General features: G+C 67.4%; 19 protein-coding genes. 8 read left to right on the top strand and 11 right to left on the bottom strand.

Annotated features, from left to right (window positions below):
• Nucleotides 1–137 precede the first annotated feature (137 nt).
• The gene (locus AC1DKN_RS14865; RefSeq protein ID WP_476871698.1) at nt 138–3,410 is read right to left on the bottom strand and encodes an Rne/Rng family ribonuclease; all 3,273 of its coding nucleotides are present in this window, start codon (nt 3,408–3,410) and stop codon (nt 138–140) included.
• A gap of 483 nt (nt 3,411–3,893) precedes the next feature.
• Between AC1DKN_RS14865 and AC1DKN_RS14860 the strand changes: the two genes are divergently transcribed.
• From AC1DKN_RS14860 to AC1DKN_RS14845, 4 genes are all read left to right on the top strand, one after another.
• Entirely contained in the window at nt 3,894–4,565 is a 672-nt protein-coding gene (locus tag AC1DKN_RS14860) for a vitamin K epoxide reductase family protein (RefSeq protein WP_028277864.1), read from the top strand.
• Nucleotides 4,566–4,730: 165 nt separating this feature from the next.
• Entirely contained in the window at nt 4,731–5,276 is a 546-nt protein-coding gene (locus tag AC1DKN_RS14855; RefSeq protein ID WP_476856908.1) for a flavodoxin domain-containing protein, read from the top strand.
• 64 nt (nt 5,277–5,340) lie between these two features.
• Nucleotides 5,341–6,063 carry a dienelactone hydrolase family protein gene (locus tag AC1DKN_RS14850; RefSeq protein ID WP_476871697.1) on the top strand — a complete coding sequence of 241 codons (723 nt, stop codon included), beginning with the start codon at nt 5,341–5,343 and terminating at the stop codon, nt 6,061–6,063.
• Nucleotides 6,060–6,725 (top strand): hypothetical protein, encoded by a 666-nt coding sequence (locus AC1DKN_RS14845; protein WP_476871696.1) that lies wholly within the window; start codon nt 6,060–6,062, stop codon nt 6,723–6,725. The genes AC1DKN_RS14850 and AC1DKN_RS14845 overlap by 4 nt, the downstream gene beginning before the upstream one ends.
• Before the next feature lie 142 nt (nt 6,726–6,867).
• On the opposite strand, the gene ndk is transcribed toward AC1DKN_RS14845, so the two are convergent.
• From ndk to ileS, 4 genes are all read right to left on the bottom strand, one after another.
• Nucleotides 6,868–7,281 carry a nucleoside-diphosphate kinase gene (gene ndk, locus AC1DKN_RS14840; RefSeq protein WP_018773361.1) on the bottom strand — a complete coding sequence of 138 codons (414 nt, stop codon included), beginning with the start codon at nt 7,279–7,281 and terminating at the stop codon, nt 6,868–6,870.
• A 73-nt stretch (nt 7,282–7,354) separates the two neighbouring features.
• A complete protein-coding gene (locus AC1DKN_RS14835; RefSeq protein WP_476871695.1) occupies nt 7,355–7,810 on the bottom strand; it encodes a DUF4233 domain-containing protein in 456 nt (151 codons plus the stop codon).
• Between the two features lie 3 nt (nt 7,811–7,813).
• On the bottom strand, nt 7,814–9,172 hold the full coding sequence (locus AC1DKN_RS14830) for a bifunctional folylpolyglutamate synthase/dihydrofolate synthase (protein WP_223917442.1): 1,359 nt from the start codon (nt 9,170–9,172) through the stop codon (nt 7,814–7,816).
• 3 nt (nt 9,173–9,175) lie between these two features.
• Nucleotides 9,176–12,538, bottom strand: coding sequence for an isoleucine--tRNA ligase (ileS, locus tag AC1DKN_RS14825; protein ID WP_476856913.1), 3,363 nt, complete (start codon nt 12,536–12,538; stop codon nt 9,176–9,178).
• Nucleotides 12,539–12,982: 444 nt separating this feature from the next.
• On the opposite strand from ileS, the gene AC1DKN_RS14820 reads away from it, so the two are divergent.
• Nucleotides 12,983–14,044 carry an endonuclease/exonuclease/phosphatase family protein gene (locus tag AC1DKN_RS14820; RefSeq protein WP_476858317.1) on the top strand — a complete coding sequence of 354 codons (1,062 nt, stop codon included), beginning with the start codon at nt 12,983–12,985 and terminating at the stop codon, nt 14,042–14,044.
• On the opposite strand, the gene AC1DKN_RS14815 is transcribed toward AC1DKN_RS14820, so the two are convergent.
• From AC1DKN_RS14815 to AC1DKN_RS14805, 3 genes are all read right to left on the bottom strand, one after another.
• Nucleotides 14,041–15,120 carry a glycerophosphodiester phosphodiesterase gene (locus AC1DKN_RS14815; RefSeq protein ID WP_476871694.1) on the bottom strand — a complete coding sequence of 360 codons (1,080 nt, stop codon included), beginning with the start codon at nt 15,118–15,120 and terminating at the stop codon, nt 14,041–14,043. The genes AC1DKN_RS14820 and AC1DKN_RS14815 overlap by 4 nt on opposite strands.
• Nucleotides 15,121–15,292: 172 nt before the next feature.
• Nucleotides 15,293–16,084: an SDR family oxidoreductase gene (locus tag AC1DKN_RS14810; protein WP_223917446.1), complete on the bottom strand. Its 792-nt coding sequence runs from the start codon at nt 16,082–16,084 to the stop codon at nt 15,293–15,295.
• Between the two features lie 27 nt (nt 16,085–16,111).
• Nucleotides 16,112–16,501 (bottom strand): DUF488 domain-containing protein, encoded by a 390-nt coding sequence (locus AC1DKN_RS14805; protein ID WP_476871693.1) that lies wholly within the window; start codon nt 16,499–16,501, stop codon nt 16,112–16,114.
• 106 nt (nt 16,502–16,607) lie between these two features.
• On the opposite strand from AC1DKN_RS14805, the gene valS reads away from it, so the two are divergent.
• Nucleotides 16,608–19,226, top strand: coding sequence for a valine--tRNA ligase (gene valS / locus AC1DKN_RS14800; protein WP_476871692.1), 2,619 nt, complete (start codon nt 16,608–16,610; stop codon nt 19,224–19,226).
• Nucleotides 19,227–19,316: 90 nt separating this feature from the next.
• Here the strand turns inward: valS and AC1DKN_RS14795 are convergent, their stop codons facing one another.
• A complete protein-coding gene (locus AC1DKN_RS14795; protein ID WP_476871691.1) occupies nt 19,317–19,610 on the bottom strand; it encodes a putative quinol monooxygenase in 294 nt (97 codons plus the stop codon).
• A 286-nt stretch (nt 19,611–19,896) separates the two neighbouring features.
• Between AC1DKN_RS14795 and AC1DKN_RS14790 the strand changes: the two genes are divergently transcribed.
• A complete protein-coding gene (locus tag AC1DKN_RS14790; protein ID WP_243177222.1) occupies nt 19,897–20,370 on the top strand; it encodes a DUF6325 family protein in 474 nt (157 codons plus the stop codon).
• A 1-nt stretch (nt 20,371) separates the two neighbouring features.
• The gene (locus tag AC1DKN_RS14785; protein WP_155855732.1) at nt 20,372–20,518 is read left to right on the top strand and encodes a hypothetical protein; all 147 of its coding nucleotides are present in this window, start codon (nt 20,372–20,374) and stop codon (nt 20,516–20,518) included.
• A gap of 528 nt (nt 20,519–21,046) precedes the next feature.
• Here AC1DKN_RS14785 and AC1DKN_RS14780 read toward each other — a convergent pair.
• Both AC1DKN_RS14780 and clpX read right to left on the bottom strand, forming a co-directional pair.
• A complete protein-coding gene (locus AC1DKN_RS14780; RefSeq protein ID WP_459386006.1) occupies nt 21,047–21,652 on the bottom strand; it encodes a mycothiol-dependent nitroreductase Rv2466c family protein in 606 nt (201 codons plus the stop codon).
• A gap of 113 nt (nt 21,653–21,765) precedes the next feature.
• Nucleotides 21,766–23,049 carry an ATP-dependent Clp protease ATP-binding subunit ClpX gene (gene clpX / locus AC1DKN_RS14775; protein ID WP_243177221.1) on the bottom strand — a complete coding sequence of 428 codons (1,284 nt, stop codon included), beginning with the start codon at nt 23,047–23,049 and terminating at the stop codon, nt 21,766–21,768.
• Nucleotides 23,050–23,110: the final 61 nt, after the last annotated feature.

The following is a 23,110-nucleotide window of genomic DNA, read 5'->3' as shown; positions in this document are numbered from 1 at the left end:
CTTGCCACCCGGAGGACCCGTTAACGCACGAGCGGGCCCGGGCCCGGGCGGACGTATGTTACGTCTGCCATGACCCGGACCCGCGGCCCGACCAGTCGAAATAATGACCGGACGGGGACGTGGTCAGTCGCGGAGGACTACAGCTCCGACGCCGGCACGCCGACGCCGAGGATGATCGGCTCGTTGCCGGCCGGGATGGACGCAGGCCCGGCCGCAGCGGGAGCCTTGGCCTCGTGGACCGATCCGGCCGCGGCCGGCCGGGTTGCCTCGCGGTGCTCCACGGAGGTTTCGTTGGCTGCGCCCTGGGCGCGGCTGGCACTCCGGTTGCGGCGCCCGCGGCGGCCGCGCAGCGTCGTGGTGTCAGCTGTGCGTGACGCCGGCGCCTCCGCAGCGCGGACGGCCGACGGCGCCTCGGGCGCCGTGGCTTCCGGTGCGGCAACAGCTGCTGCCTGACCGGCCGCCAGGCCGGCGGCCTGGTCCGGCTTGCCGGCCTCGGCTTCGCCCAGGTTTGCGAAGGCCTCGGTCAGCAGGTCCAGGGTCAGGGCCGGTGACGGCGCGTCCTCCGCGTGCTCGACGAAGGGCAGGGCCACCTGCTCGCCGCCAAACGTCAGCACCGTTGCGGGGCGGCCGGCTGCCTCGTCGGCGGCTGCGAGCTGCGTGACGGCGTCGACGGCGGCCTGGCGGGCCCCGGCGTCGCTGGCTGCGGCTGCCTCCCCGTCGTGCAGGTGCGCGGCGTGCGCTGCGGCAGCGATGTTGGCCAGCGCGGCACGGGTGGCCTCGGCCTTGGCGTGGCGTTCGGCCTCGGTGGGTTCGGCGTGGACGGGCGCGGGTGCGGCCGGCGCGGTCTCTCCGCCCTGGCCTCCCCGGCCGCGGCGACGGCTCTTGCGTTCCGGGCGGGCAGCAGGCTGCGCCTCGGTGCGCGGCACATAGTGCTCCGCGGCGACCGTGTTGGCGCGGCGGTGCTCCACCGGCTCGTCGTGGGTGACGATGCCGCGGCCCGCACATGTTTCGCACTGTTCGCCGAAGACTTCCAGCAGCCCGGTGCCCATCCGCTTGCGGGTCATCTGCACGAGGCCCAGCGAGGTCACCTCGGCCACCTGGTGTTTAGTCCGGTCCCGGCCCAGGCACTCCACCATGCGGCGCAGCACGAGGTCGCGGTTGGATTCGAGCACCATGTCGATGAAGTCGATCACGATGATGCCGCCAATGTCGCGCAGGCGCAGCTGCCGGACGACTTCCTCGGCCGCTTCCAGGTTGTTCTTGGTGACGGTTTCCTCGAGGTTGCCGCCGGAGCCGGTGAATTTGCCGGTGTTAACGTCCACCACGGTCATGGCTTCGGTGCGGTCGATCACGAGCGAACCGCCCGAGGGCAGGAAGACCTTCCGGTCCAGGGCCTTGTGGATCTGCTCGTCGATGCGCCAGGCCGCGAAGATGTCCGTGTCCTTGGTCCACTTCTCGAGCCGGCCCACGAGGTCCGGCGCGACGTAGGTGACGTAGGCCTCGATGGTGTCCCAGGCTTCCTCGCCGGAGACGATCAGCTTGGAGAAGTCCTCGTTGAAGACGTCCCGGACCACCTTGATGGTCAGGTCAGGTTCGCCGTAGAGCAGCTCGGGGGCGAGGATCTTGGTGGACGTCGACTGGCTCTCGATGCCTTCCCACTGCGCGCGGAGGCGGTTGATGTCGTGCGTCAGCTCTTCCTCGGAAGCTCCCTCGGCCGCGGTGCGGACAATGACGCCCGCGTCCTCGGGCAGGCGGTCCTTGAGGATCCGCTTGAGGCGGTTGCGTTCGACGTCGGGCAGCTTGCGGGAGATGCCGGTCATGGAACCGCCGGGCACGTACACGAGGTACCGGCCGGGCAGCGAGATCTGGCTGGTGAGGCGGGCGCCCTTGTGGCCGACCGGGTCCTTGGTGACCTGGACCAGCACGGAGTCGCCGGACTTCAGCGCGTTCTCGATGCGGCGCTGCTTGCCCTCGAGGTTGACGGATTCCCAGTTCACTTCACCGGCGTAGAGCACGGCGTTGCGGCCGCGGCCGATGTCCACGAAAGCGGCCTCCATGGAGGGCAGCACGTTCTGGACCTTGCCCAGGTAGACGTTGCCGATCAGGGAGTCCTGCTGGGTCTTGGACACGAAGTGCTCGGCCAGGACGCCGTCTTCAAGGACACCGATCTGGATTCTGTCGTCGCGCTGGCGGACGATCATCTGGCGGTCCACGGACTCGCGGCGGGCCAGGAACTCGGCCTCGGTGATGACGGTACGGCGGCGGCCGGTGTCGCGGGATTCGCGGCGGCGCTGCTTCTTGGCTTCCAGGCGGGTGGAGCCCTTGACGGATGTGACGCGGTTGTTCACCGGCGCCTCGGCCATGGCACGCGGCGCACGGACGCGGGTCACCGTGTTGGGCGGATCGTCGCCTTCCCCGCCGGTCAGCTCGAGGTCCTGGTCTCCACGGCGACGGCGGCGGCGGCGGCGGGAGGTCACACCGTCTTCGAGGATTACCTCGGAGCCTTCGTCGCCCTCTTCTTCGGTGCCTTCCGACTCGGTGTCGGACTCGGCAGAGGTGCGGGTGCGGCCGCGCCGGCCGCGGCTGCGGCGCCGACGGCGGTTGCCGGCGTCCTCGTCCTCGTCGCCTTCCTCGTCCTCGGGCTCAGCTGCTGCGGCGGCAACGGGGGCCGGACGCACCACAGTGCTCAGGTCCGGGGCCTGGAAGATGACGGAAGTGAGGGCACCCGGTTCCATGAACAGCGACGCGGCCGGGCTTTCCTCGGGCCGGGCTTCCGGCTCTTCGGGCTGGGCTGCGGCGGCTTCCGCGGTGGGTGCTTCCGCAGCGGCGGCCTCTTCGGCCGGGAGTACTGCTGCGGGTGCGTCTTCGGTCTTCGGGGCGGCCTTGGCACGGCTGACGCGGCGCCGGACCGGCTTTTCCGCAACCGTCTCTGCGGCCGTTTGTGCGGGGGCTTCTGCGGCGGCAGCTGCGTCAGTGCCAGCTGCTGCGGGGGCCTCTGCCGCGGCAGGTGCGCCGGTTTCGGCATCGCCGGCGAAGGCAGGCAACGGTTCCGGGGCTGCTACAGCTTTCCGGGTCCGGGTGCGCCGCGCGGGCGCCTTGGCCGCAGTCCCGGCGGCAGCAGTTTCAGATACAGCAGCTTCGGGTTCAACAGTTTTAGATCCGGCTGCTTCGACGTTGGCCGGCTTACGGCGGCCCCGGACGGGTTCATCTGAACCGGCCGCGTCGGCCAGGGCCGCGGCTTCGGCGACAGCCTCGGCCGCCTCCGCGGCGTTGACCTTGGCGACGGGCGCCTTCCGGCGGGTCCGTACGGCCCTCTTCGGCGCTACCGGAGCCTCTGCTTCCGCAGTTCCCTGCGCTTCCCCGGTGACTACTAGTTCTTCGTTTCCGGCTACTACCTGGTCATTATCCATATGTGGCGACACTCCTGCCCCTGATGCGCCGCCACATTCGGCGCCCCTTGGGGGCAAATATGCGTCAACACCCGCAGGCATTGACAGAAGTCAATTGGATACCCTCAGGTTCGCACCGGCAGTGGGGTGCGGCAGCCCTGGAGGGCCGGCGAGATTGTTTTGGAACCCGTTGACCTACACGCCACAACCAGGTGCCGTCCAATGGCATTGCGGGACAGCTGGAATCAGAGGATCCGCAGCTCCCTGCTCATCATTGGCGGTCTTGAAACAAAATCGCCGGACCGGAATCCGGATGTGGATCGGGTTCCAGCCACGATCATTGTCTCACAGGAGCCGTGAAAGCAGGGGCAGGCGGGGCCGGAAGTGCAACAGGCGCGGCCGGGCGTGGCGGGCGGGGCCGTTCTCCGGCGCTGCTCAGCCTCCGGCGTTACAATCGGGGCAAGAAGCACCCGGTCAAGACGACTAAAAAAGGACTCAATTTCCATGCCCAGCATCTCCAGCACCGCCGGCGACGCGACCGTGCACCAACCGGGTTCCGGCCCGGCCCCCGCGGCGCGGCCCCTTCCCACGATGACCCGCGACCGCCCGTTCGCCTGGCTCCTGCTGATCACCGGCGTCATCGGCTGGCTCGCATCCGGGGCCCTGGTGCTGGAGAAGCTGGAGGTCCTGAAGGACCCGAACCACGTCACGGTCTGCGACGTGAACCCGTGGATCTCCTGCGGCCAGGTCATGCAGACACCGCAGAGTTCCGTGTTCGGCTTCCCCAATATGTTCATCGGAATCGTCGCCTTCGCCGTGATCATCACCACGGCCATGGGTATCCTCGCCGGCGCCCGGTTTTCCCGGTGGTATTGGCTGGGGCTCCAGGCGGGCGTGACGCTGGGCTTCGCGTTCGTGGTCTGGCTCTGGTCCCAGGCCCTGTACGCCATCCACATCCTCTGCCCGTTCTGCATGATCGTCTGGGCCGTGATGATCCCGCTGTTCGTCTGGGTGAGCGTCCGGAACATCTCCCACGGCGTGATTGCCCTGCCCGCCGGTCCCACCAAGGTGATCGGCGACTCCGGCTGGATCATTACGGCGCTGCTGTACGTCGCCGTCGTCGCGACGATCTTCTTCGCCTTCATCCAGGTTTTCATCGGAACCTCCGGCTACTAAACGCCCCAACCGCATCGAAGAGACAGTTAAGGCCAATGCTCGCGCCGGGCATTGGCCTTACCTGTCACTTCGGTGAGAGGGTCCGGGCCCATGTCGGGACTTATGGCACGACCCCGCGCGCGCAGGTTACATAAGGCTGGAGGAAGGAAGACCGGAGGCCTCTTGATGACTGTTCTAATTGCCTACGCAAGCGCCCTGGGCTCCACCCGGGAGATGGCACAACATATGGCATCCCGCATGGCGGGTGCACTGGGCGAGGTAGAGTGCCGGTCCGTGGAGGACGTCGGGGCCCTCTCCCGCTATGAGGCTGTCGTCGTCGGCAGCGCCGTCCACAACCAGGCCTGGCTGCCCCCGGCTTTGCTGTTCTTCAAACACCACGCCCGCGAGCTGGCCAGTCGGCCCGTCTGGGCCTTCAGTGTAGGGATGGCGGATGCGCTGCCTAAGCCCATTCGCCGGCGCGGCGCGGCACTGCAACAGGAACGTCTGGCAGAAGTCCTGATCAAAGAAGTTCCACTTCGAGGCCACAAACTCTTCTCCGGCGTCTACCAGGCAGGCCAGATGCCGGCACCGCTCCGGGTGTTGTTCCGGCTCACCGGCGGCCGATTTGGGGATTTGCGGGACTGGGCGGCAGTGGACGAATGGACGGATCAGATTACGGCCCAACTCGCTAAACCTGCTTCGTCCACGTCATCAGGCAGCATCACAGGCTAATGCCGTCGGGACTGCACATCCCGGCCGCGGCGCCCGGCGCGGTGGGGCGTGCACGGGAGGACCCATGACCGTTGTGAGCATTCACGCCGAACGAGGGGACATGCCTGCCTACGCGGCGACGCCGGCCGGTACCGGTCCGTGGCCCGGCGTCGTCGTCATCCATGACGCACTCGGCCTGAGCCGTGACACCAGGGACCAGGCCGACTGGCTGGCCGGCGAGGGGTTCCTCGCCGTGGCGCCTGACCTGTTTTACTGGGGCAGCAGGAGAGCCTGCTTGTGGTCCCTCATCCGCGGCTGGCGGCCCCTCGGCGACCTGGACCTCACCCGAGCGTGGCTGGCCGGACGGGACGGCTGCACCGGCCGGATCGGCGTGATCGGCTTCTGTATGGGCGGCGGGTTCGCCCTCATGCTGGCCCCGGACCATGATTTCGCCGCGGCAAGCGTCAACTACGGTGGACTCGATGACGGGACTGCCCGCGCAATGCCCCGGGCCTGCCCCATCGTTGGCAGCTACGGCGCCAGGGACCGCTGGCCCGGAGTGCGCAAGGTGCCGGCGCGTCTGGAGCCGCTGCTCGCCGAGGCCGGAATAGAGCATGACATCAAGGTCTATCCAGACGCCGGTCACGGCTTCCTCAACAGGCATGGCCCGTCGGACCTCACGTTCGGGGACAAGTTGCTCGCGAAGCTGGTCGCTGCCGGTTACCACGAGCCCTCCGCCGAGGACGCGCGCCTGCGCATCCTCGGGTTCTTCCGGGAACACCTGATCACTGAGGGGGAAGCGCGATGATGCACCCTGCACCGAGGGGATCCCTGCTGGCAGCGGGTGCCGTGGCCGTTTTCACCACCGGCTACCTGGCCGTTGCGCGGCCACGCCTGCTTCGCTGGGGTGCGACCGTTGACGAAGCGCGGGGACCTTACCCGGGCGCCGGGTTGATTCCGGGCAGCACCCGAAGCGCGACCATGGCGGTGACCATCGATGCGCCCCCTTCCCGCGTGTGGCCCTGGCTGGTGCAGATGGGAACGGATCGCGCCGGCTGGTACAGCTGGGACCGTCTCGATAATTTCGGGCGCCGCAGCGCAGGGCGCATCCATCCGGAGTGGCAGGACATCGCCATCGGTGACCGTCTGGCGGCGAAGCCCGACGGCAGCGAGTGGTGGGCGGTCGCGGCGCTTGAACCCGAGAGGTTCCTGGGCCTGCGTATGTCGGTCGATCTCCGGGGGCGTCCCTTCGACCCGGCACGAACCCGGCCGCGCTATTGCACCGACTCGCTCTGGGGATTCGAGCTGCGGGAGGCCGCGGGTGAGCGCACCCGGCTGGTAGTCAGCGGCTACTGGTCGCTACAGCCACAATGGCTGCAACCCATCCTGAGCATCACCATGCTGGAGCCCGCGCATTGGGTCATGCAGACCCGTCAGTTCTCGAATCTAGTGCGCCTCGCCAGCCGATGAGAGGTCTCCGGACCCGGAGCACGCAGCGAAGCCCCACCCGCCGCGAGGTCCCAAACGGCGAGGGGACGGTTAAGGCCAATGTCCGGTACGAACATTGGCCTTAACCGTCCCCTCGCTGGCGGAGGGCGTCCCGAAATTCGGGCTAGAACCAGATCTTGATCTCGCGCTCGGCGGATTCCGCCGAATCCGAGCCGTGGACCAGGTTCTGCTGGACCTTCAGGCCCCAGTCGCGGCCGAAGTCGCCGCGGATGGTACCGGGCGCCGCCGTCGTCGGGTCCGTGGTGCCGGCGAGGGTGCGGAAGCCCTCGATCACGCGGTGGCCCTCGAAGATCGCGGCGACCACGGGGCCGCTGAGCATGAACTCAACCAGCGGCTCGTAGAACGGCTTGCCGACGTGCTCCTCGTAGTGCTGCTCCAGCAGTTCGCGGCTTGCGTCGACTTTCTTGAGCTCGGCCAGGGTGTAGCCCTTGGCTTCGATCCGGCTCAGGATGGCGCCGGACAGGTTGCGGGCGACGCCGTCGGGCTTGATCAGGACGAGGGTGCGCTCAATGCTCACAGCTGCTCCAATGTGTTGGGGTGGGATTTGGGTCAAGTCTACGGGGTTCGGGCCAGGTGCCCGGGATGGAGGTTCAGGCGCTCTTTCCCGGCGCGGGGCCCTGGGGGTGGGCCGCATCCCAGTCAGCTTGCTCGCGCTCCCGCTGGGCAGCTTCCCGGTCAATCCGGATGCCGGTCCGGATCCCGTACCACCACGCCACGGCGAAGAGCGCGCCGACGAGGTATATCGCCGGTTCCACGATGCCGCCCAGGATCAGCACGAGCTGCAGGACCCAGCCCAGGGCCACTCCCCACGGCTTCGAGAGGACAGCGCAGGTGAAGACGAAGACCAGGCACAGGCCGATCCCGACCGAGAAGACCAGGGCCGCAGGGTATTCGTTCCGGTGCAGTCCAAAGACGGCCAGTGTGCCGAAGAGCACCACGAACGCTTCCAGCAGCAGGACCGTGGAGGCGAACATGACCTTCGTCGACCGTCGTTTTTTGGGCATGCCCGGGCGCCATTCGCGCTGGGCTTTGGTGAGCTTCGCCATCGCTTAAGCGTCCGCCTTTCCGAGCAGGATCCGGGCGTCCGCGACGAGCGTGATGGAACCGGTCACGAGGACCCCGCCGGCGGGCTCGTCATCGGCTTCGGCCCGTTCCACGGCCCATTCGAGGGCATCATCGAGCTTCCCGGCGACGTGGATGTTCTCCTCGCCGAAGCCCAGGTCAACCGCGATTTCGGCCAGGTCCTCGGCCGGGACGGCCCGGGGCGAGTTGGACTGGGTGAAGCAGTATTCGGTGGCGAGGCCGCCCAGGGATTCCTTGAGCTGGCGCAGGATCTCCTCGGCATCCTTCTCCCGCAGCACGCCGACCACCACCACCAGCTTGGTGAAGTTGAAGGCCTCGTGGATGGCCTCGGCGGAGACCCGGATGCCCTCCGGGTTGTGGGCCGCGTCCACGATGATGGTCGGCGCGGTGCGGACCACCTCAAGCCGTCCAGGGGAGGTGACGGAGGCGAAGGCCTCCTGCAGGATCTCGGCGTCGATCGCCTTTTCCCCGCCAAAGAACGCTTCCAGCGCAGCAATGGCGACGGCGGCGTTCTCGGCCTGGTGCGCGCCGTGCAGCGGCACCAGCAGGTCCTCGTAGCGTCCGGCGATGCCCTGGATGGTGACCATCTGGCCGCCGACCGCGACGGTGCGGGATTCGACGCCGAACTCCACGCCCTCGAAGCGGAACGGCACGTTGACCTCTTTGGCCTTTTCCAGCAGGACCTGGGCCGCGTCGACCGGCTGCGCCGCGCTGATGAGGAAGCTGCCGGGCTTGATGATGCCGGCCTTCTCGTAGGCGATGTCCCCGGTGGTGTCGCCCAGCAGATCGGTGTGGTCCAGCGAGATCGGGGTGACGACGGCCACCTGGCCATCGCCGACGTTCGTGGCGTCGGTGATGCCGCCCAGGCCCACTTCGATCACGGCGACGTTGACCGGCTGGTCAGCGAAGACCGCGAAGCCCAGGATGGTCAGGCACTCGAAGTAGGTCAGCCGGGGCTGGCCCGCCGCCTCGAGTTCGCCGTCCACGATCTGCAGGTAGGGACGGATCTCGTCCCAGATCCGGACGAACGTCTCATCCGGCACCGGGGCGCCGTCGATGCTGATCCGCTCGGTGACCTTGGACAGGTGCGGGCTCGTGTAGCGGCCGGTGCTCAGGCCGTGGGCGCGCAGCCCGGCCTCGATCATCCGGGCCGTGGAGGTCTTGCCGTTGGTGCCGGTGACGTGGATGATCGGGAACGCCTTGTTCGGCTCCCCCAGGATTTCCATGGCCCGGTGCAGCGGGGCGAGCCGCGGCTCCATTTTGTTTTCCGGCGCCCGGCCCAGGAGCTCGGCGTAGACGCTTTCAACGGAGAATTCATCGGTCATGGTTTAGGCTCCAACTTTCTTGGCAACGCTGACCTGTGGGTCCTTGATGTCGGCCGCCAGGGTTTCCAGCTCGACGGTCAGGGTTTCGGTCTTGACCAGCTCCGCGTTGGCCAGCAGCGCCTCGACGACGTCCTGCTTCGCCGTGACGGACGTGCTGATCCGGTCGCTGACATTGAGTCCGGCGTCCTTGCGGGCCTGCTGGATGGCGCGGACCATGTCACGGGCCAGGCCCTCGGCCTCCAGCTCCGGGGTGACCTCGGTGTTGAGGACCACGAAGCCGCCGCCGGGAAGCACGGCGGCCGCGCGTGAGCCTTCGCCTTCCGCGGCCTCGGCCACGACGGTTTCCAGGGTGTACTCCTGCGGTTCGAGGTCGAGGCCGCCGGCGGTGACCACCCCGGCGTCGCTGACCGACCAGTCGCCGGACTTGGAGCCCTTGATGGCCTGCTGGACGTTCTTGCCCAGGCGCGGGCCGGCGGCCCGGGCATTGACCACGAGCTTCTGCTCGATGCCGAACTCCTCCGGGGAGGCGCTCTCGGCGTCCAGCAGGCGGACCGAGCGCAGGTTCAGTTCATCGGCGACGACGGCGGCGAAGCCGCCCAGCGCGTCCGCGCCCGGTGCCACGACCGTGAGTTCCTGCAGCGGCAGGCGCACGCGCAGGTTCGCGGCCTTGCGCAGCGAGGAGCCGGTGGAGCAGATCTGCTGCACCCGGTCCATCGCCTCGACCAGGCCCGGGTTGGCCGGGAACAGTCCGGCATCCGGCCAGTCGGCCAGGTGCACGGAACGCCCGCCGGTGAGGCCGCGCCAGATCTCCTCGGAGATCAGCGGCAGCAGAGAGGCGGCCACGCGGGTGACGGTCTCCAGCGCGGTGTAGAGCGCGTCGAAGGCGTCCACACTCTCGTCGAAGAAGCGCTGGCGGCTGCGGCGGACGTACCAGTTGGTGAGCATGTCCAGGTAGCTGCGCAGCTCGTCGCAGGCGCCGGAGATGTCGTAGCTGTCCAGCTGGGCGGTCATGTTCCGGACCAGGTCCCCGGTGTTGGCCATGAGGTACTGGTCCAGGGTGTCGGCGTAGCCGTCGTAGCGGAGCTTCGCGTCGTACCCGCGCCCGCCATCTGCCGCGTTCGTGTACAGCGTGAAGAAACTGTAAACGTTCCACAGCGGCAGTATGACCTGGCGGACGCCGTCGCGGATGCCCTGCTCGGTGACCACGAGGTTGCCGCCGCGCAGGATCGGGCTGGACATCAGGAACCAGCGCATGGCGTCGGAGCCGTCGCGGTCCAGGACCTCGGAGACGTCCGGGTAGTTGCGCAGGCTCTTGGACATCTTCTGCCCGTCCGAACCCAGCACGATGCCGTGGCTGATGACGTTGCGGAAGGCCGGACGGTCGAACAGCGCGGTGGAAAGGATGTGCAGCATGTAGAACCAGCCGCGTGTCTGGCCGATGTACTCGACGATGAAGTCCGCCGGGTTGTGCGTGTCGAACCATTCCTCGTTCTGGAACGGGTAGTGGACCTGGCCGTAGGGCATGGAACCGGAGTCGAACCAGACGTCCAGGACGTCCTCGACGCGGCGCATCACGGACTGGCCTTCTTCCGGAGTGCGGGGGTCATCCGGGTTCGGGCGGGTGAGCTCGTCGATGAACGGCCGGTGCAGGTCCACCTGGCCGGCCTTGTTCAGCGGCAGGCGGCCGAAGTCGGCCTCGATCTCGGCCAGGGAGCCGTAGACGTCGGTGCGCGGGTAGTCCGGGTCGGTGGACTGCCAGACGGGGATGGGGCTGCCCCAGTAGCGGTTGCGGCTGATGGACCAGTCGCGGGCGTTGGCGAGCCACTTGCCGAACTGGCCGTCCTTGACGTTGCCCGGGATCCAGTTGATGTCCTGGTTGAGCTCGGACATGCGGTCCTTGAACTTGGTGACCTCGACGTACCAGGAGGACACGGCGCGGTAGATCAGCGGGTTGCGGCAGCGCCAGCAGTGCGGGTAGCTGTGCTCGTAGCTGGCCTGGCGGACCAGGCGGCCCTGGGCGCGGAGCACCTGGGTGATGGGCTTGTTGGCCTCGAATACCTGCAGCCCGGCGATTTCGGCGAGGTCGCCGTGGCCGAAGAGCGGCAGGAACTTTGCGCCTTCGTCGACCGAGAGGACAACGGGGATGCCGGCCTCTTCACAGATCTTCTGGTCGTCTTCGCCGTAAGCGGGGGCCTGGTGGACGATGCCGGTGCCGTCGGTGGTGGTGACATAGTCGGCCACGAGGAAGCGCCAGGCGTTCTCGGTGCCGTACTTTTCGGCGTCGTGGAAGTAGTCCCAGAGCGGCTCATAGCTCAAGCCGTTGAGCTCGGCGCCGGTGTGGCGGGAGGTGATCGCGGCTTCCGCGGCGGCGGCACCCTCGGCCCCGTCGCCGTAGCCGAGGTCCTTGGCGTAGGCGGCCAGGAGGTCCGCGGCCAGCAGGAAGCTGCCCGTGACGGGGGCGTCGGCCGCCGCGGCCTTGATCCCGTGCGGGCCGGCAGGCAGGACCACGTAGCTGATGTCGGGCCCGACGGCGAGCGCCAGGTTGGTGGGCAGCGTCCAGGGCGTGGTGGTCCAGGCAAGTGCCTGTACCCCGGCGAGCTGCCTGGACAGCTCCGAGTCCCCTGCCGTGATGGGGAACGTGACCGTGACGGTCTGGTCCTGGCGGTTCTTGTAGACGTCGTCGTCCATGCGCAGCTCATGGTTGGACAGCGGCGTCTCGTCCTTCCAGCAGTACGGCAGGACGCGGTAGCCGTTGTAGGTCAGGCCTTTTTCGTGCAGCTGCTTGAAGGCCCAGAGCACGGACTCCATGTACTCGACGTTGAGCGTCTTATAGTCGTTTTCGAAGTCCACCCAGCGCGCCTGGCGGGTGACGTAGCTCTTCCATTCGTCGGCGTACTTCATGACGGAGGCGCGGCAGGCGTCGTTGAACTTGTCGATGCCCATGGCCTCGATCTGGGTCTTGTCCGTCATGCCCAACTGCTTCATGGCTTCCAGCTCGGCGGGCAGGCCGTGGGTGTCCCAGCCGAAGCGGCGCTCCACGCGGCGGCCGCGCTGGGTCTGGTAGCGGCCCACGAGGTCTTTGGCGTAGCCGGTCAGGAGGTGGCCGTAGTGCGGCAGGCCGTTGGCGAAGGGCGGGCCGTCGTAGAAGACGAACTCGTTGGACCCGTCCTGACCAGCATCCCGCTGGTCGATGCTCGCCTGGAAGGTGCCGTCCTGGTCCCAGTATTTGAGGATGCGCTCTTCGATCTCCGGGAACTTCACGGAGGCAGACACACCGGAGGTGTTGGAAACTGCGTTGGAAGCCGCGTTTGACGCAGAGGTGGTGGAGCCGGCGCCTGTGGCGGAGGCCTTGGGGTAATAAGTCATCTCGACATCCTGGGTTGAGCTGGTGAACACATGCATTCAGGATGCGAGGACGGCCCTGTTGTCTTCCGACACCACGGACCGCGGTACCACCTCACTTACCGCCACCGGTCCGCTCCCCTTCGCGAAAGGTTCTGCACCGGCGTCGGCCGCTCATTACTGCTGTGACGGGCTTACCCGTCCGGTTCTACTGGCCCGTGCACGCACCGTGGCGACTAAATCTCCACCTCACGCGAGGGTGTTCTTCCGGAAGCTCACCGGTGATGGCCGGGTCAAAGCTGCTACGTCGATGGTACCGGAGAAAATAGTGCGTTTCACTGCCCCGCTGCAGTGACGGGCAGTGCGACTGCATTTCACAGCTACTAACTCCGCTGTGAGGGGCGACGCCGGCGGTCCGACTGCATAGACTCATGCCATGACCGTCCCCCGGCCGCCCCGGGCCTACCCGTGAAGCGCCGCAGCGCCAGCCGCCGGTGGCAGGTGTCCTCTGTCCTCTGCGCCGCGCCCGTTGCGGTGGTATCCATCTTCCGGGCGGTCCCGGGGCCCTGGCCGGCCCCGGTGGTCCAGCTCGTGGCCTTCACGCCCTGGTTCGCGCTCCCTGCGGGCGCGGCCCTCCTGCTCGCGCTGCCGGGGCGGCGTCCCTGGGCGGCCCTCCCGGCCGGCGCCCTCCTGGCCCTCCAGCTGCTGTGGCTGTTCCCGCCGGACCGGGTGGCGGACAGGCTTCTGCCCCGGCAGGCGGATTCGCTGCCTGGCGAGCAACGGAGCACGGGGCAGGCACAGTCCACAGCCCCGGCGGCGACGGCGGAACTTACGGTCATGAGCCTCAACGCCTGGAAAGGCCAGGCGGACGCCGCGGAAGTTGTCCGGCTGGTGCGTGAAAACGGTGTCGGGCTGCTCGCCGTCCAGGAACTCTCCCCGGACCTGGAAAAACGGCTGGACGCGGAGGGGCTGGACGCGCTGCTTCCGCACCGGATCAGCCGCTCGAGGGACGGCGCGGGCGGCGGCGCCGTGTACTCCTCACGCCCGATCATTCCGGTGGACTCCGTGGACGGTTCCGCCTTCCACATGCCAACGGTGCAGCTGGAGCTCGACGCCGGCGGCCGGCCGGCCCCCCTCACCGTGACCAACGTGCACACCAAGGCTCCGGTGTGGGGCCGGGCCGGGCAGTGGCGGAGTGAATTGGCTGCCCTGGGCCGCCTTGCCGCCCGTCCCGGCAGCATGCTGCTGCTGGGCGACTTCAACGCCACCCTCGACCACGCCGAGTTCCGCCAGATCCTTCAGGGCCCTGACGGCACCGGGCCCGGCGGCCCCCGCGTCGACGCGGGCGCCGCCGCCCTGGCACGGCTGGTTCCGACCTGGCCGATGGCCGGGCCCCCGCTGCCGGGCGTGGTGATCGACCACATCGTGACCAGCCCGCAGGTGGGCAGCAGCGGCTATGCCGTGCTGCCGGTGGCCGGGACGGACCACGCGGCGGTCCTGGCCACGTTGTCCGTCCCCGCGGCGGACTAGCTGCGCGGCAGTTTCATGCCGGACTCGGCCATCACGTCCCGGAGCCGGTCCGGGTAATCCGTGATCAGCCCGTCCACGCCGGCACCGATGAGCGCCCGCATGGTGGGCTTGTCATCAACGGTCCACGGAATGACCTGCATGCCTGCCGCATGGGCACGGCGGACCATGTCGGCGGTGACGTAGGGAACATAGCCCGGATCCGTCACGGCGCCGTCCTGCGGCGTGCCGTGCACGGGAGAGATGGCGTCGAAGCCCAGGGACGAGGCTGCGGCGACGAGGTCACCGCCGAAGTCATCGGCGTCGATGCCGCCCAGCCACGGCGACTTGCCGGGCCGGCCTGCCTGGAGGAAGTCCTTGTTGGTCAGGGCCACGGTGCGGATCTGGGGATCGCGCTGCTGGACCAGGCGCAGTGAGCCCCAGTCGAAACTCTCGATTGAGACGCGGCTCTGCATGTGGGCGGCCTTGATTTCGCGGAGCGCGACGTCGACGAACTGCTCCCGCGGGGCCGTTTCCTGCGGCGCCCCTGCCTCGACCTTGGTTTCGATGTTGAACTTCACCTGGCTGGCGCGGTGCGAGTCCGCCAGGGCGAAGACCTCGGCCAGCGTGGGCATCTTGGCGCCCGGCGAGGCCACCTGGCCCGGGAACTGGGGCAGCGTGAGGGTGCCGCAGTCCAGGCTGCGGACCTGCGCGAACGTCAGGTCCTTGATGTATTTGCCCACGTAGGGGAACTGTGGGTCGTTCGGCGTGACAGGAGCCGTATCCAGGCACTTCTGGCCGCTGATCTTGCGGTCGTGGGTGATGACCTCGTGGCCGTCCTTGGTGATCTGGAGGTCCAGTTCGAGGGTGGAGACGCCGGTCTCGATCCCCTTGGCGAAGGACGCCAGGGTTGACTCGACAGTCAAGCCGATGCCGCCTCGATGGGCCTCGAGGTCAAAGTGGTTGCCCTGGCCGTTGGGGTTCGTGTCGGCCGCGTGGGCCTCGGCGGCGTTTGCCTGGGCAGCGTTTGCCTGGGCAGCGGCGGCGAGGAGCAGGGCTGCGCTGAGTACGGCAGCGCCGAGCTTCGTCGGGGTTCGCATGGGAAAGTTCTCCACTCTGGTGGTGTGCAGTTGCATGCGCCACCTTGCCCAACCCCGGCCAACTCCGGACCAGCGCAGCCTGACCTGCGCCCCACGCCTCGGTGAACGTCAGGTGTCGCAGCCGGATGTCCCGGCCCCTTGCCCCGCCCTTGGCCCCGCTCCTGGCCCCGCCCTACTGGTTCTTGCGGATCAGCTTGTAGTTGGCCGCCTGCGCCACCGGGCGGATCACGATCTGGTCCAGGTTGATGTGGTGCGGCGCGACGACGGCGTAGCGGACCACATCGGCCACGTCCTCGGCGGTCAGTGGCTTCTCGACTCCCTGGTACACCTTGGCCGCCGCGTCCTGGTCGCCGAGGCGGTTCAGGGCGAATTCCTCGGTCTGCACCAGCCCGGGGGCCACCTCGATCACGCGGAGGTTGTGCTCGGCCTCTTCGAGCCGCAGGGCGCCGGTCAGGGCGTGCTGGGCGAACTTGGCCGCGTTGTAGCCGCCGCCGCCCTCATAGGCCGCGAGCCCGGCCGTGGAGGTCAGGTTCAGCACGGTTCCCTCGCCGCAGGCACGCAGCATGGGCAGGAACGCGCGGATCAGCTTCATGCTGCCCAGCACGTTGACCTGGAACATCCATTCCCAGTCCTCGGTTTTGGCCCCGGCGACCTTGTCGGCGCCGCGGGCACCACCGGCGATGTTGATCAGCGTGTCGATGCCGCCGGCGCGGGTCACCTCATCGAGCAGCCGGGCCACATCGGCGTCGTCGGTCACATCGGCGGGAAGGGCGACGGCGCCGGTTTCGGCGGCGAGCGCTTCGAGCCGGTCGGCACGGCGGGCGACGGCGAACACGGTCCAGCCTTCCTTGCGGAGCGCACGCACCGTGGCCTCGCCGATTCCGGTGCTGGCGCCGGTGACTACTGCTGCTTTGGCTCCTGCTGCAGTGAATTCTTGTGTGTTGTTGTCGATTCCCTCAGTCATGGCACCACAGTAACGGCAATGCCGGGCTCATTTCCTGCTGCTGCTGCCGTGCTCCAGGAACTCCTGCAGCACCCGGGCATGGTTGGTCTCCGGGTCCCGTGCACCGAACAGCAGCGTCACTTTCCCGTGCTCCGCCGCGAGTCCGTACAGCGTCTGCACGGCCGGGTTGCCCTCGAGCTCGGCTTCGTAGGCCGCCCGGAAGTCCGCGAACCGTTCCTGCATGTGCCCGAATTCATTGCGCAGCGGTGCAGACGGTGCCACGTCCTTGAGCCAGAGCTCCAGGTGGGCCCGTTCCTTGCTGACTCCGCGGGGCCAGAGCCGGTCCACCAGGACCCGGCAGCCGTCGTCGTCGGAAGGGTCGTCGTAGATGCGCTTGATCACGAAGGTTCCGGCAGAATTACCCTGAGAATTGCCCATCTGCGCATGCTACTTCACGTTACTTGGGCGGCGCCCACACCCGGAGATCCCGCCGCCGGCCGCATCCCGTACATCAGGGGATGGAAGTTAGTGGAAGAATTGGCCCATGGCTGAAGACAATCAGGGTACAGACACGCCCACCACCGCCCCCATCAACGTTCCGGACAAGCCCGCCCTGGAGGGGCTGGAAGAGGCGCTTACGCAGCGCTGGCTTGGCGAAGGGACCTACAAGTTCAACCCGGACACCACCCGGGCGCAGGTCTACTCGATCGACACTCCCCCGCCCACCGCATCGGGATCCCTCCACGTGGGACACATGTTCTCCTACACCCAGACCGACGTCCTGGCGCGCTACCAGCGCATGACCGGCAAGAACGTCTTCTACCCCATGGGCTGGGACGACAACGGCCTGCCCACCGAGCGCCGCGTGCAGAACTACTACGGCGTGCGCTGCGATCCCGCGATCGCCTACGACGCCGGCTACCGCCCCCCGGCCGAGCCCGCCAAGAACCAGCGCGACTTCGACGTCATCTCCCGCAAGAACTTCATCGAGCTGTGCGAAGAGCTCGCGGTCGAGGACGAGAAGGTCTTCGAGCACCTGTTCCAGACACTGGGCCTGTCCGTGGACTGGGATCTGACCTACCGGACGATCGATAACAAGTCCCGCGCCATCTCGCAGCGCGCTTTCCTGGCCAACCTGGCCGCAGGCGACGCGTACATGGCCGAGGCCCCCACCCTGTGGGATGTCACGTTCCGCACCGCCGTGGCCCAGGCCGAGCTCGAAGACCGCGAAGTCGCTGGCGCCTACTACCGCTACCCCTTCTTCACCGAAGACGGCGAAAAGATCTTCATCGAAACCACCCGCCCCGAGCTGCTGGCCGCCTGCGCCGCGCTCGTGGCCAACCCCGACGACGAGCGCTACAAGCCGCTGTTCGGCAAGAAGGTCACCTCTCCCCTGTTCGGTGTCGAGGTAGAGGTCAAGGCCCACCCGCTGGCCAAGGCAGACAAGGGCTCCGGCGTCGCCATGGTCTGCACCTTCGGCGACCTCACCGACGTCACCTGGTGGCGCGAACTGCAGCTGCCCACCCGCGCGATCGTGGGCCGCGACGGCCGCATCATCGGCGAGACCCCGGAGTGGATCACCACCGAAGAAGGCCGCGCCAACTTCGCGGCCATCGCCGGCAAAACGGTGTTCAGTGCCAAGGAGTCCGTGGTGGAGCTCCTGGCCGCCGCGGAACTGCTTGACGGCGAGCCCAAGAAGATCATGCACCCGGTGAACTTCTTCGAGAAGGGCGACAAGCCCCTCGAGGTCGTCACCTCACGCCAGTGGTACATCCGCAACGGCGGACGCGACGAGGACCGGCGCGAACGGCTGATCGGCCGCGGCAACGAGATCGAGTTCCACCCCGCCTTCATGCGCTCCCGCTACGAGAACTGGATCTCGGGGCTCAACGGCGACTGGCTCGTGTCCCGCCAGCGCTTCTTCGGCGTGCCGGTACCGGTCTGGTACCCCCTGGATGCCGACGGCAACCCCGAATACGACGCACCGATCGTCCCGTCGGACGCGCAGCTGCCCGTGGACCCCGCGGCAGATGCGGCCCCCGGCTACGAGGAAGCCCAGCGCGACGTGCCCGGCGGCTTCACCGGCGACGCGGACGTCCTCGACACCTGGGCCACGTCCTCCCTGACCCCCCAGATTGTGGGCGGCTGGAGCACCGACGAGGCGCTCTTCGCCAAGGTCTACCCCTTCGACGTGCGCCCGCAGGGCCATGACATCATCCGGACCTGGCTGTTCTCCTCCGCCGTCCGCGCCGACGCGCTGCAGAAGACCGCACCGTGGAAGCACGCGGCCATCTCCGGCTGGATCCTGGACCCGGACCGGAAGAAGATGTCCAAGTCCAAGGGCAACGTCATTGTGCCCACGGATGTGCTGGAGGAGTACGGCTCCGACGCCGTGCGCTACTGGGCTGCCTCGGCCAAGCTCGGCGCGGACACCGCCTACGAGATCGCGCAGATGAAGATCGGCCGCCGCCTGGCCATCAAGCTGCTCAACGCCTCCAAGTTCGTCCTGAACCTGGGCGCCACCGAGGACTCGGTCGTCTCCGGCGACCTGTCCGTGCTGAGCAACCCCTTAGACCGGGCCGTCCTGGCCCAGCTCGCCGACGTCGTCGAGCAGGCGACCAAGGCATTCGAGGGCTACGACTACGCCCGGGCGCTGCAGATCACCGAGAGCTTCTTCTGGAACTTCACCGACGACTACGTGGAGCTCATCAAGGACCGTGCCTACGGTGCGGCCGGCGAGGAGCAGCAGGCATCCGTGCTGGCCGCCCTCGCGACGAGCCTGGACACCCTCCTGCGGCTCTTCGCGCCGTTCCTGCCGTTCGCCACGGAGGAAGTCTGGAGCTGGTGGCGCACCGGTTCCGTGCACCGCGCCCAGTGGCCCTCCGCCATCACGGTCGACGGCGACACGACCCTCCTGGCCACGGTGGGAACCGCGCTCAGCGGCATTCGCAAGGCCAAGTCCGAGGCCAAGGTCAAGCAGCGCACCGAGGTGCTGTCCGCGACGATCACGGCCTCGGAATCCCTCACGACCCAGCTCAAGGCCGGCCTCGCCGACCTCAAGGCCGCGGCCAACGCCCGTGAACTGGCGCTTGTCGCCGGCGAGGGTGAACTGGCCGTCAGCGACGTTGTGCTGGCACCTGCCGAGCCGCCTGTCCAGGCGTAGTCTCCGGCGGAAACAACACGAAGGGGCCCTCGGCCCGGTTCAGAGAAGCAATTCTGATCCGGCGGGGCCCCTTCGGCGTCGCGGGGAGGCTCAGACCGCGAAGGACGTCTCGAAGTGCGTCAGCACCGGCGGGGCGGCCAGGAGTTCTGCCAGCCCGCTCGCGCCGTCGCCTGCGCGCCAGGCGCGATAGGCGGCGTCGTGTTCCATCGATGCCCACTGTTCGACCACGAGAAAATGCGCCGGATCCGCGCTGTCGACCAGCACATCGACCCCGAGGCAGCCGTCAAAGGCGCGCGTATCGGAGAGAATATCGCGGAGCACCGCGGGCGCCGTGGGCAGGGCTTCGGCTTTGACGTTCAAGTCGAGATGGGCTGTAACGGGCATGGCGCTCCAATGTTCGCAGGTGGGGACAGGACAAAACCGGGTACAACCGGGCGGGTTGCCCGGAGATCACGGCACGGGGACCGCTGCCCCGTCATTGGAAGCAACAGCCGGGCCGCCGGGCTTGTTCCTTCGGCCCGGAACCCGGGGCGGCACAAGCAAGTCCTACCGCTGAGGAGTGAGGTCACCCGGCACGGGTGAGGCGCCGCACCTCACCGGGGGCACAGAATGAAGGTGCAGCGGTCCGTCGGATCGCCTCGAACCCCAAGAAGAAGCGGAGGTCATACGCATGACTGAGACACTCGATGAACTGGGGCCGGTCGACTGGATCGTCGTTGAATTCCCCGGACCCGATTTCGGCAAGGGCCAGATCGCCCCGTTCCTGGAGGACCTGGTCCAGCGTGACCTCGTCAGGGTGCTCGACATGGTGTTCCTGAGGAAGATGGAGGACGGCACTCTCGAGACGGCGGAGATCTCCGATCTGGACCCGAGCGAGCTCGGCGAGGTGCGCACGGCCGAGGCCGACCTGGCCATGGTGCTCTCTGAGCAGGATGTCATGGACCTGGCCGAGACGATCGCGCCCGGCCACTCCGCCGCGGTGCTCGTCTGGGAGAACCTGTGGGCGGCCCCGTTCGGCACGGCAGTCCGCAAGGCCGGCGGCCAACTCGTGGCCAGCGGCCGGATCCCGACCCAGGCCGTCATCGCCGCCTTCCAGGCCGATGCCGAAGACCAGTCCCCTGAAGAAGCGATAGAAGGAGCCTGACATGCCACTGGCAGCACGACGCAGACGCAGGACCGCAGCCGCCGTCGGCGGGGCCGTTGTCGTCGCCCACGGGATCAACCGTCGCGGCGACCGGCGGGAAGACCGCCGTGACGACCGCGGCGACCGCCGGGAAGACCGCCGCGACTAACACCCGCGGCTGACCCCCGCGACTGACAACGCGGAGCCGGCCCCGGGCACCCGCAGGTGCGCATGACTCCTCCCGGGTCGTGCGCACCTGCACAATGCCCAGTCTGCACCCCGGAAGCGCCCGTGGACGGCGATCTGACGAATTTGGTCACACTGCTTTGGGCCGCACTGTTTTTGGGCAAGGTGTTTTTGGGCAAAGCAAAGTGTTTTTGGGCAAAGGGGAAGCCCCATCAGCGTTAGCCGTTGGTGGGGCTTCGACTTTTCGATTGTCACGTGACGTCATAGACAATCTGGCGGGATCCTTAGACTTTCAGGTCTTCCTACCTCGTCACTGGTAGCCATCATCTGACTTTGCCGAAGGCTGCGTCGGATGAGTGTCACTGAATCTTTGGTTCCTGCGTCCCTCTTCTTTCGAAGTGGGTAAGTTCCATTGTTGTCCTCCGGCCTGCTGTGCACAAGAGCCCCGGCAGAACTACATCGGAGTAGTTCTGCCGGGGCTCCCGGGAGGCCGGGCAGCGGCCCGGCAGGCCTAGTTAAAGACCGGGCTTTCGGTACGGCTGCGCTTGATTTCGAAGAAGTACGGGAAGGATGCCAGGGTCACCGTGGCGTCCCAGATCTGTCCTGCTTCCTCGCCGCGCGGGATGCGCGTCAGGACCGGGCCGAAGAAGGCCGTGCCGTTGAAGGCGACGACGGGTGTGCCCACGTCCTGTCCGACCAGCGAGATGCCTGCCTCGTGGCTGGCGCGCAGCTTTGCATCGAATTCGTCGCTCTGGCCCGCGGCGGCAAGCTCGGCCGGCAGTCCGGCCTCGGCCAGCGACTTGGCGATGACCTCGTCAATGTCCTTGATGCCTTCGTTGTGGATCTTGGTGCCCATGGAGTCATAGAGCGCCTTGATAAATTCGGCACCGTGCTGTTCAGCGGCGGCGGTGATGACGCGGACCGGAGCCCACGCCTTCTTCATGAACTCGCGGTACTGCTCGGGCAGTTCCTCGCGGCCCTCGTTGAGCACGGCGAGGCTCATGACATGCCACTCGGTCTTGATGTCGCGGACTTCTTCGACTTCACCGATCCAGCGGGAGGTGACCCAGGCGAAGGGGCACATCGGGTCGAACCAGAAGTCGGCTTTGTTGGTCATGGTTTCAGACACAGGTGTTCTCCTTAGGGAAGTCTGCGGGGAAAGCGCCGGGGCGGATCACGCACACGGCGCGCTAAAAATTACAGCGACCTTGGCCGCGATAATATTCCGGATCAGGCGGACTTGCGCCGTTTGACCTCGTCGTGGGCGATCATCGTGGGCGCCGCCTTCTTGGTCACGACCTCTTCGGTGATCACGACGCTGGCGACGTCGTCGCGGCTGGGGAGGTCGAACATGACCGGGAGCAGGACTTCCTCCATGATGGCGCGCAGCCCCCGGGCCCCGGTGCCGCGCTCCAGCGCCTGGTCGGCAATGGTGTTGAGGGCCTCGTCCTCGAAGATGAGCTCGACGCCGTCGAGCTGGAACATCTTCTGGTACTGCTTGACGAGGGCATTCTTCGGCGTCGAGAGGATCTGGATGAGCGCGGCGCGGTCCAGGTTGGAGACGGTGGTGATGACGGGCAACCGGCCGATGAACTCCGGGATCAGCCCGAACTTGAGCAGGTCTTCCGGCATGACCTCGCCGTAGGAATCCGTGGTGTTCTTGACCTCGTTGAGCGGGGCGCCGAATCCGATGCCCTTGCGCCCGGACCGCGAACCGATGATGTCCTCGAGCCCCGCGAAGGCGCCGGCCACGATGAAGAGCACGTTGGTGGTGTCGATCTGGATGAATTCCTGGTGCGGGTGCTTGCGTCCGCCCTGCGGCGGGACCGAGGCCACCGTGCCCTCGAGGATTTTCAGGAGCGCCTGCTGCACGCCCTCACCCGAGACGTCCCGGGTAATGGACGGATTCTCGCTCTTGCGTGAGATCTTGTCGATCTCATCGATGTAGATGATGCCCTGCTCGGCCTTTTTGACGTCGTAGTCGGCGGCCTGGATGAGTTTGAGGAGGATGTTTTCAACGTCCTCACCGACGTAGCCGGCTTCGGTCAGGGCCGTGGCGTCGGCGACGGCGAACGGGACGTTGAGGCGGCGGGCGAGGGTTTGGGCCAGATAGGTCTTGCCGCAGCCGGTGGGTCCGATCAGCAGGATGTTGGACTTGGCGATCTCGACGTCGTCGTGGTGCACGCCGTCGGCGAGGCTGCCGCTCTTCGGCGCGTGGCCGGCCTGGATCCGCTTGTAGTGGTTGTACACCGCGACGGCGAGCGAACGCTTGGCGGGTTCCTGGCCAATCACGTATTCCTGCAGGAAATCAAAGATTTCGCGGGGCTTGGGCAACTCGAAACTGCCCAGGTCAGCTACTTCCGCGAGTTCCTCTTCGATGATCTCGTTGCAGAGTTCGATGCACTCGTCGCAGATGTAGACGCCGGGCCCGGCAATGAGCTTGCGGACCTGCTTCTGGCTCTTTCCGCAGAAAGAACACTTCAGCAGATCTGTGCTCTCGCCAATCCGAGCCATGTGTGAACCCCTTTAGTAGCTTGCTGCTGGCTGTGACATGTTCCACTCTAGGTCACTTTGG

The sequence above is a fragment of the Arthrobacter sp. 01N444 genome, from assembly GCF_056399305.1.
The sequence above is the reverse complement of the archived record's forward strand: the minus strand, read 5'-3'. Positions and strand labels throughout refer to the sequence as shown.

Bases quoted from the DNA above. Each gene is read 5' to 3' on its own strand.
- AC1DKN_RS14865 (WP_476871698.1), bottom strand. From the start codon at position 3,410: ATGGATAATGACCAGGTAGTAGCCGGAAACGAAGAACTAGTAGTCACC.
- AC1DKN_RS14860 (WP_028277864.1), top strand. From the start codon at position 3,894: ATGCCCAGCATCTCCAGCACCGCCGGCGACGCGACCGTGCACCAACCG.
- AC1DKN_RS14855 (WP_476856908.1), top strand. From the start codon at position 4,731: ATGACTGTTCTAATTGCCTACGCAAGCGCCCTGGGCTCCACCCGGGAG.
- AC1DKN_RS14850 (WP_476871697.1), top strand. From the start codon at position 5,341: ATGACCGTTGTGAGCATTCACGCCGAACGAGGGGACATGCCTGCCTAC.
- AC1DKN_RS14845 (WP_476871696.1), top strand. From the start codon at position 6,060: ATGATGCACCCTGCACCGAGGGGATCCCTGCTGGCAGCGGGTGCCGTG.
- AC1DKN_RS14835 (WP_476871695.1), bottom strand. From the start codon at position 7,810: ATGGCGAAGCTCACCAAAGCCCAGCGCGAATGGCGCCCGGGCATGCCC.
- AC1DKN_RS14830 (WP_223917442.1), bottom strand. From the start codon at position 9,172: ATGACCGATGAATTCTCCGTTGAAAGCGTCTACGCCGAGCTCCTGGGC.
- ileS (WP_476856913.1), bottom strand. From the start codon at position 12,538: ATGACTTATTACCCCAAGGCCTCCGCCACAGGCGCCGGCTCCACCACC.
- AC1DKN_RS14815 (WP_476871694.1), bottom strand. From the start codon at position 15,120: ATGCGAACCCCGACGAAGCTCGGCGCTGCCGTACTCAGCGCAGCCCTG.
- AC1DKN_RS14810 (WP_223917446.1), bottom strand. From the start codon at position 16,084: ATGACTGAGGGAATCGACAACAACACACAAGAATTCACTGCAGCAGGA.
- AC1DKN_RS14805 (WP_476871693.1), bottom strand. From the start codon at position 16,501: ATGGGCAATTCTCAGGGTAATTCTGCCGGAACCTTCGTGATCAAGCGC.
- valS (WP_476871692.1), top strand. From the start codon at position 16,608: ATGGCTGAAGACAATCAGGGTACAGACACGCCCACCACCGCCCCCATC.
- AC1DKN_RS14795 (WP_476871691.1), bottom strand. From the start codon at position 19,610: ATGCCCGTTACAGCCCATCTCGACTTGAACGTCAAAGCCGAAGCCCTG.
- AC1DKN_RS14790 (WP_243177222.1), top strand. From the start codon at position 19,897: ATGACTGAGACACTCGATGAACTGGGGCCGGTCGACTGGATCGTCGTT.
- AC1DKN_RS14785 (WP_155855732.1), top strand. From the start codon at position 20,372: ATGCCACTGGCAGCACGACGCAGACGCAGGACCGCAGCCGCCGTCGGC.
- AC1DKN_RS14780 (WP_459386006.1), bottom strand. From the start codon at position 21,652: ATGACCAACAAAGCCGACTTCTGGTTCGACCCGATGTGCCCCTTCGCC.
- clpX (WP_243177221.1), bottom strand. From the start codon at position 23,049: ATGGCTCGGATTGGCGAGAGCACAGATCTGCTGAAGTGTTCTTTCTGC.